Here is a 7,674-nt window from a genome sequence, read left to right as displayed (position 1 = left end):
GAGGCCGGCTTTGACGGCCGCGAAACCGGTGACGTTGGCCTGCGCAAAGGTGTCGAACACGTAGTGCACGGTGTAGTGACCGCAGGCTTCGTTGGAGAGGCGGATCGAACCCGGGCCGTTGAACATGTTGATCTTGCCCCCGCGCCTTCGACACCTCGAGTGCGGCCAGCGCCGTTGCCGAAGCCGCGACGTCGAACAGCATTTCAACCCCCTGATTGTCGAACATGTCGCGGGCGATGTTGGCGGCGAGATCGGCCTTGTTGAGATGGTCGGCCGCGACGATCTCGATTCTGCGGCCCAGCACCTCGCCGCCGAAATCCTCCACCGCCATCCTGGCGGCCATCTCGCTGCCCGGCCCGGTGATGTCGGCGTAGAGCCCGGACATGTCGAGGATGCCGCCGAGTTTCAGCGGTGGCTTGCCCTGCGCCAGCGCCGCGGTGGCCGACACCGCCAGCACGCCGGCGACAACGCCCGTCAATAACCGTTTCATGAAGGCCTCCCTGTCGAGGTGCCGCCTGGCCCGCGGCTTTTTTCCGTTGGCGCGATCATGCCGCATGGCACGCATAGCGGCAAGCCGGGAGCCGGATGTGGTCATCGTGCGGTCGCTTTCAATGCGTGCATTTTCCGCAAAGCGGAATGGGTCCCGGTAGAGCGGAGCCTTTAATGCTGCGATCGTCGTCCTCCCACCGAGCGGCTGCGTCGCGACGTTGAACAGAGAGGCCGCAAGAACGCCACCGCCGAAGGTCAGGCGATGCGTTGCGGACCCGCAACACTCCGATAGGCGGGGTAGTGCGAACCGGATCGGAATATGCTATGTTCTGAGCATGCCGAAAGCGAAGCGACCAGGTGCGAAGACCAAGAAAACGGGCGGCTTTATCATTGGCCGCGACAGCTTCGGCAAGATCAGCGCCGTTGAGGGTATCCGGCTGACGCCAACCATGAAAAAGCGGGCGGCGGACGCGGAGCGCAAGGGATTGTCGGCCGAGGAATTTCGCCGAACCATTGTGCGCGCTTATCGTAAGGTCTGAGCGCCTAAGCGCATGTATGACGCGATCGATGATCCGTACACCTACGAGAATTCGACAGTTCTCGTAAACAAGCTCGATCTGCGCGATCAGGACGAACTGGAAGCTTACGAAGCCGAGATCTCCAGCGCGCGATCGGGCGAGCCTCTGCCCGAAGGTGAGTTTGACTTCACGCATTACTGCGCAGTCCATCGCCACCTGTTTCAGGATGTCTACATCTGGGCAGGCAAGCCCCGCACGGTGCGCATGTCGAAGCAGGGCAATCCGTTCTGCTATCCCGAGCATATCGGGGCCCAGGCGACGAAACTGTTCGCGGAGTTGAAGGCGGATAGCTTTTTTAAAGACCTTGAGCCTGATGATTTCTCAACTCGGGCGGCGCATTTCCTGTCCGAGCTGAACGTGATTCACGCGTTCCGCGAAGGTAACGGCCGTACCCAGCTGACCTTCTTTGCCATGCTGGCCGACAACGCTGGCCATCCGCTCGACCTCGAAAAGTTCGATCCCGACGTGATGCTCGGCGCCATGATCGAGAGCTTCGAGGGCGACGAGAAGAAACTGGCCCGCGCGATCAGGGGCCTTATCGCCTGAACGAAAAAGTCACATCGAGGCTTTCAGACCGGGTAGGCATAAGAGGAATCCTGTCGGCCCTTTAGCAGAAGGCCGCACCAAACATAGGCGCTCAATCACCCCAACAGCCCCTTGCCGGGAACGTGGTTCAGTTCGAGCCTGATGCCGTCGGGATCCTCGAACAGCAGCGAGTAATATCCCGGCGCCCACTGATCCTCGCGCGGTGCGTGAACGATGGTGGTCCCGATCGAGCACAGGAAGCCGTGCAACGCGTCGATATCGGCGCGCTCGCGGGCGCGGAAGCACAGATGATGCAGGCCGACGCGATTTTGCTCGAACGCAGCGCCGGCGTGCTCGGGCGATGGCGCGCGGATCGCAACCGCGGTGCGGCCGCCGACACAGTAGTACACCGCGTCCGAATCGATCACCGGTTTCATGCCGAGATACGGCAGCAGCCTGGAATAGAATTCGCGCGAACGCTCGAAATTCGATGCGGTCAGAAACACATGCGCGATGCCGTTGACTTCCATCGTCTGCCCCTTCGTCGTCAAGAAAGCTTCGCATCACGAGCGATGGTTGGACGGCACGTGATTGGCAAGGGAAATATCCTGCGAAAATCGCCACACCCCCCGGTATTCCGCCCTTTGGCGCGGGTTCATGATATCGTTGGCCTTTCCCGGCGGTGTTGCAACAGAGACACGCGGCGTGGATAAAACAGGTTCGCGCTATCGCCGCCGTTGCAGGCTTGCGCATGCGAAGACTACTTTCGGGCAGTGCAACATCCGGATATGCCTTCGTGGGGGGCCAATGAGGCCATATGGTTGCTACAGGGGATTTATCGGCCGGCTTTCCGCCCGGCCAAGGCCGCGGTTGCGCCTGATACTGGCGGCGGCGATCGCGCTGCTGCTGGCGCCCTCGATCGGCGTCGGCGTGGCGAATGCGGCGGCGCCGACATCGGCAGCGTCGAGCGCCCACGTTTATCTTCTCCGCGGCGTGCTCAACATTTTCTCGCTGGGGCTGGATGATCTGGCGGCCAAGCTGCGGCGGCAGGGTATTCCGGTCACGGTCGCCAACTACCTGTCCTGGTCATCGCTGGCGGACGAGGCCGCGGCGGAATACAGGAGCGGGCGGGCCAGGACCATCATTCTGGTCGGGCATTCCTCCGGCGCGACCGCGCTGCCCGATATGGTGGCGCGTCTGGATCAACTTGGCGCCCCCGTCAAGTTGGCGATCGGCCTCGATTCGGTCTTTCGCACCAGCCTGTCGGGACGCGTGGGGCGCTATATCAACTTCTATGTTGCCAATGGCAACGGCGAACCCGTGGCCAGGACCGGGCAACTCAAGGGAACGCTGGAGAATGTCGACGTCGGGAAAATCGGCATGGGGCACCTCACGATCGACAAGAGCGAAATCATGCATCGGAAGGTCATCAGCGCGATCGATTCCGTGGTGTTCGGCGGGTCGAAGCAAGCGGCGCAAGGGCTTCAGCCGGAAGCAAGCGTGGCGAAACAGGGGGCCGTTGCGGCAGGTGACGCGACCGCGCGCAATTAGGCTCCCGATCGGTCGCGCGCCGCAAAATCCGCCTATTCTTCCGCAATAAGGCGTCGCGTGGAGCGGGATGACTCCCCGCTGGCGATACGGTCGGGCGTGCTCGTACCTCGAAGCGGCAGGCGGAAAGCGCATGGTCGTCCATCCAATGCAGGTTGCAGCCGCCGTGGCCGGTGCGATGTTTTTCGCCTGCATCTCGTCGGCAAGTCTGGACCAGGCGCTGGCGCAGCCCATCGCGGCGTCGGGCGATGCCGCGGCTCGAACCGGCGCAGCTGTCGCAGCACCGTCCCTGGAGGTCGCCACCCCGCCGCGAGGGCGCGTCTATCTGTTCCGTGGCGCGCTCGGTCCGATCTTTTCGCGCGGGATGGATCGTCTGACCGAAAAGCTCGGACATGCCGGCATCAGGGCGGATGTCTACGAGTTCACGATTTGCCGGCTTGTTGCCGCGCAGGCCGTTCGTGACTACCGCGACGATCCGGCGCCGGTCAGCCTGATCGGCCACTCGATGGGCGGGCTTTGTGCCCTGAAATTCGCGGAAATGTTCCGCGACGAAGACATCCCGGTCAGCCTCGTGGTCACGATCGATCCGGCTCACGCGAGCCCGGAAGTGCCGCTCAATGTCGAGCGCTATATCAACATTTTCCTCTCGGACGGCGTATTGGGCGGCGGCGACGTGGCGGCGCGGCAAGGCTATCAAGGCCACTACGCAAGCTTCGACCTCGCCAGGCAAGAGGAAGTCACGCACATCAATATCGAGAAGATGGATTCGATCCACGAACAGCTGGTTACCGCGATCCTGAGACTAGCGGCGACGCCCGCGAAGGCCGAGGGCAAGGCGGTAGCCCTGCGTTATGTCGTTCCCCCCAACACTCCGGTCGAGCTGTGGGACAGCGGCAAGGCGCTGGTTGCGCGTTCCGGCGACACGTTGCAGAAGCTTGCGACGCTTCACCGCGTGCCGCTGTGGTCGCTCACCCAGATCAATCAGATGCCTGACAGTGCAGCGCTGACCGCCGGCCAGATCATCAACATTCCGCGCCATCTGATGCCCGCCACCACGATCCCCGCGCAGCCGCCACCCGCAGCCCGCCGCTACGGCGCGAGAGCCTCTTCCAGCGAAGCGGGCAGCGGCTCGCGCCGGGGTCGCGCGTCAGGACCGTAACCCGGATTCCGGTTTCGTTTCGATCGGAACCGAAAAGGCTCTACCCGCCGGGCAGGAACGGCACCAGCATCGGAACGCGCCGGCGGTAGCGTCCGTAGGCCTCCGCGCCCAGCTCCGCCATCAGAAACCCCTCTTCCAGGCGGGCCTTCTGCCACATGCCGAGCGAGATCAGCACCGCGCCCAACATCGCGGTCACCGTTCCGACCGCAATACCCGTGGCGAGCATGCCCGCGATCAGCCCGGTATAGATCGGGTGACGCACGAGCCCGTACGGGCCGGTGTCGACCACCCGGTGATCTTCCTTGCGCGTGATCGCATTCGACCAGAAGCGCCCGAGATGAATTCGAGCCCACCAGGTGAACGAAATTCCCGCCAGGGTCAGGCCCGCCAGCAGGTAGATGCCGAGATTGCCAAACCGCCAGAGCGGCTGCTCTCCCAGGACCTGCGCGATCCATGGCGTGAAAAGAATGGCTCCGGCGAAAATAGGAATGCGATAGGTCCGCGCGTCCCTGGTCATCACCTGCTTTTGGGTTCGACCGGACCAAAAGGACGCCACAACCCAGCTGGCGAGCCATACGATCCAGATGACCGCCAGCAGCTGGGTCGGCCAGGTGGCCGTCCAGCCACTCCAGACCAAAGCGAACAATTGAGCGGGATCATTCGGCATGCTGCGGGACAATATTCCGCAATCGCGTCAAACGCCATACCGGCGATCGGGGTGCAAGGGCCGGCTATGCGGGCTCGCCGACAGGCTTTGTTGGGGTCGACTTTCTCCGGCGCCAAGCAGGCAGGCAATGGTCTCCCGCAACGCGGGCTCGACGGGCCGAGGCGCATAGCCGAGCTCACGCTGCGCTTTTTCGATCGATAGCGCGCGCGCGCGCAGTGCGATGCGAACGCCTTCCGCCGTGCCGGAAGGAGGTCGGTGCGTCACATGATCGGCGATCAGCTCCATCATCGCCGCCGCCCCTTTCGCGATCGGCGCGGGAACTGGAACAGGCGTGCCACGGCAGCCACTGATCTCCGCCATGAGCTGAAGAACCCTTTTCAGCTGGATGCTCTGGCCACCGAGAATGTATCGATGCCCAGCCTTTCCGCGTTCCATGGCCAGGATCAGGCCTGCCGCGGCATCGCGCACGTCGACGAGGTTCACGACGAAATCAAGATACAATTGGAACCGCTTGCCGAGAAAGTGCCGAAGCATGGCCGTCGGTGGCGTGAGATTGTGGTCATCGGGCCCGATTGGCATCGTCGGGCAGCCGACGATCACCGGAAAGCCGGATGCCGCGGCCTGCAGGGCGAGTTGATCCGCCAGCATTTTCGAGCGGGTATAGGGACCCGGCATGTCGTCGGCTGACAGCAGCGTATCATCGGCGAAAGCGCAGGCTGACGGCGAGCCGTGGAAAAGAATGGATTCCGTCGAGCAGTGCAGGAACCGTGCGATGCCGCGCCTGCGCGCGGCCGCCATCACCACCTCCGTGCCGCGGTAATTGACGGCATGAAAGTCCGCTTTCCGCGGCAGCCACATGCCGGGCAAACCGGCGAGGTGATAAACCTCATCGACGCCATCGAGGGCATCATCCAGCAGGTCCGGATCGAGCACCGAACCTGCGATGCTCTGCACGCCGGGCAGCGCATGGGTCGGAGCCCGGAGGTCGAGAACCCGCACCTGTCGCTTTCGCGCTACGAGCGCCGAGACCAGGTGCTTCCCGATGAAGCCGCTGCCGCCAGTGACGAGCACCCGTGTCATGATTGTGAGTGCGATTCGCTTTGACGTTTCCCGGGATCAAGCGAAGGACCGCGCCGCGCTTGCCGCGGACGTGCCTGGAAAATGACGGCCAGATCTTGCCTGAAGCCAAGTGCAATGAACAATTTTGCCATCACAAACATCGGTCCGAGCAGCAGGTGACTGGGATTGTCCCTTAGCGCCGGCTGCCGGCGTTCGAATATCCGGTGCCCGACCACCTGGAAGATGACGCCGATGACAATCAACGCCGCGGTGATCGACCACACGCCGGCAACAGGCACATGACTTACGATCATCGCCGCGACTGAAAGCAATAACACAGCCGCGACAAGTATCCCGGTCCCCAGCGCCGCATCGAGCAGCAACCAGTAGACCAGAACCGGCAAGACCGCCACGGTCGCCGCGGTGGTCGGGGCGCCAAACACCGGGACCGGCCAGGCGCTGAGCGGAAGAACCGCGGCCAAAAACAGCGATATGATGCCAAAAATGTGCATCACGCCATTCCACCAATCGCGATGGTATTCGACATAATCTGCAAGCTGGCGCCGAAAATAGCCGTTCACGGTACGCTCGCTGACGCCCGCGGATACGCCGCCGAGCCGATTGCAACCAAAATCCGGTGCTCCAACTTCGCCACTAGTCCACCGCCGACGCGCGATGTTAGTTAAACGTGGGACGAAGCCCAAGTCAAAGGGAGTGTTGGTTCCGTTCAGATCCGGTGCGGAAAATGGAGTGGCATCATGACACGGACCCGTATAGCGGCGGCAGGTTTGAGCGAATTTGTCGCGATGGTCTCGATCTGCGGCCTGATGCCGGTTGCCGCGCTCGATCCGGCGATCGCAGCGGGATGCTCCCTCCCGCCGCAGGGCGAAGGCCGCGTTGCCGCCGTGATTGACGCCCGCAGTTTTCGCCTCGAGGATGGCCGCGAATTCCGCCTCGCCGGCATCGAGCCGGCGGACCAGGCCAAAGGCGCAGCGGCACTGGCGGCGATGGTTACCGGGCGCCAGGTGAGTTTGCATGGCGAGGACGACACGCCCGATCGCTACGGCCGTCAGTCCGCTTTGGCGTTTCTGACCGGCGCCGACAATCCCGTCCAAAGCGAATTGCTGAGGCAGGGGGCAGCGCTGGTTTCGACCGATGTCGCCCAAAGGGACTGCGCGGCGATCCTGACGGCGGCCGAGGCCGAAGCCCGGCAGGCCAAACGGGGGGCCTGGGCCGATCCCACGGCCATAAAAAACGCGGAAAGTTCAGGCGACATTTTGTCTGGGATCGGGCGATTCGGGGTAGTTGAGGGCAAGGTTTTGTCGGTCCGGCAGGCCGGGGCAACGACCTACCTGAATTTCGGCCGGAACTGGACGCGGGACTTTGCCGCGACTATTTCAAGGCGCATAATGCCGACGATCGAGGCGGCCGGGCTTTCGCCTAAGTCCCTCGAGAATCGACGGATTCGTATTCGCGGCGTGATCGAGGGGCGCGGTGGGCCCAGGATCGAGGTGCTCCGGGTGGGGCAAATTGAAGTGCTTGGCGGGAATTAGCTCGTTCGACAACCACGAGTAGCTGACGTGACGGTGCGTATGGGACGGCGTGAGGGAAAGACAGGCCGCAGCCTTCGGGCGGCGGCAGCCTTATTG

Annotated in this window: 9 protein-coding genes and 1 pseudogene; 5 read left to right on the top strand and 5 right to left on the bottom strand. The window is 63.1% G+C overall.

Features of this window, described 5'->3' with window-relative positions; translation table 11 throughout:
- A pseudogene (locus WCE35_RS01795) lies at positions 1-490 on the bottom strand (ABC transporter substrate-binding protein); the annotation flags it as partial.
- A 334-nt stretch (positions 491-824) separates the two neighbouring features.
- On the opposite strand from WCE35_RS01795, the gene WCE35_RS01790 reads away from it, so the two are divergent.
- Both WCE35_RS01790 and WCE35_RS01785 read left to right on the top strand, forming a co-directional pair.
- Positions 825-1,028 carry a hypothetical protein gene (locus WCE35_RS01790; protein WP_424591628.1) on the top strand — a complete coding sequence of 68 codons (204 nt, stop codon included), beginning with the start codon at positions 825-827 and terminating at the stop codon, positions 1,026-1,028.
- 12 nt (positions 1,029-1,040) lie between these two features.
- The gene (locus WCE35_RS01785; RefSeq protein WP_424591627.1) at positions 1,041-1,613 is read left to right on the top strand and encodes a Fic/DOC family protein; all 573 of its coding nucleotides are present in this window, start codon (positions 1,041-1,043) and stop codon (positions 1,611-1,613) included.
- 95 nt (positions 1,614-1,708) lie between these two features.
- On the opposite strand, the gene WCE35_RS01780 is transcribed toward WCE35_RS01785, so the two are convergent.
- The gene (locus WCE35_RS01780; RefSeq protein ID WP_424591626.1) at positions 1,709-2,143 is read right to left on the bottom strand and encodes a VOC family protein; all 435 of its coding nucleotides are present in this window, start codon (positions 2,141-2,143) and stop codon (positions 1,709-1,711) included.
- A 256-nt stretch (positions 2,144-2,399) separates the two neighbouring features.
- Between WCE35_RS01780 and WCE35_RS01775 the strand changes: the two genes are divergently transcribed.
- Both WCE35_RS01775 and WCE35_RS01770 read left to right on the top strand, forming a co-directional pair.
- On the top strand, positions 2,400-3,143 hold the full coding sequence (locus WCE35_RS01775; protein ID WP_424591625.1) for a hypothetical protein: 744 nt from the start codon (positions 2,400-2,402) through the stop codon (positions 3,141-3,143).
- 130 nt (positions 3,144-3,273) lie between these two features.
- Entirely contained in the window at positions 3,274-4,299 is a 1,026-nt protein-coding gene (locus tag WCE35_RS01770) for a LysM peptidoglycan-binding domain-containing protein (RefSeq protein WP_424591624.1), read from the top strand.
- Between the two features lie 40 nt (positions 4,300-4,339).
- On the opposite strand, the gene WCE35_RS01765 is transcribed toward WCE35_RS01770, so the two are convergent.
- The 3 genes from WCE35_RS01765 to WCE35_RS01755 are packed head-to-tail and all read right to left on the bottom strand — an operon-like array spanning position 4,340 to position 6,729.
- A complete protein-coding gene (locus tag WCE35_RS01765) occupies positions 4,340-4,966 on the bottom strand; it encodes a methyltransferase family protein (protein ID WP_424591623.1) in 627 nt (208 codons plus the stop codon).
- Between the two features lie 27 nt (positions 4,967-4,993).
- Complete coding sequence (locus WCE35_RS01760; RefSeq protein ID WP_424591622.1) at positions 4,994-6,046, bottom strand: NAD-dependent epimerase/dehydratase family protein; 1,053 nt, start codon at positions 6,044-6,046, stop codon at positions 4,994-4,996.
- Complete coding sequence (locus WCE35_RS01755; protein ID WP_424591621.1) at positions 6,043-6,729, bottom strand: DUF962 domain-containing protein; 687 nt, start codon at positions 6,727-6,729, stop codon at positions 6,043-6,045. Before WCE35_RS01755 ends, WCE35_RS01760 begins: the two co-directional genes overlap by 4 nt.
- Positions 6,730-6,831: 102 nt before the next feature.
- Here WCE35_RS01755 and WCE35_RS01750 point away from each other — a divergent pair, with 102 nt between their 5' ends.
- Positions 6,832-7,578 (top strand): thermonuclease family protein, encoded by a 747-nt coding sequence (locus WCE35_RS01750; protein ID WP_424591620.1) that lies wholly within the window; start codon positions 6,832-6,834, stop codon positions 7,576-7,578.
- Positions 7,579-7,674 lie beyond the last annotated feature (96 nt).

It is taken from the genome of Bradyrhizobium sp. (assembly GCF_049691595.1).
In the GTDB taxonomy this organism is placed as follows: domain Bacteria; phylum Pseudomonadota; class Alphaproteobacteria; order Rhizobiales; family Xanthobacteraceae; genus Bradyrhizobium.
This window is presented reverse-complemented; position numbering and strand designations above follow the sequence as displayed.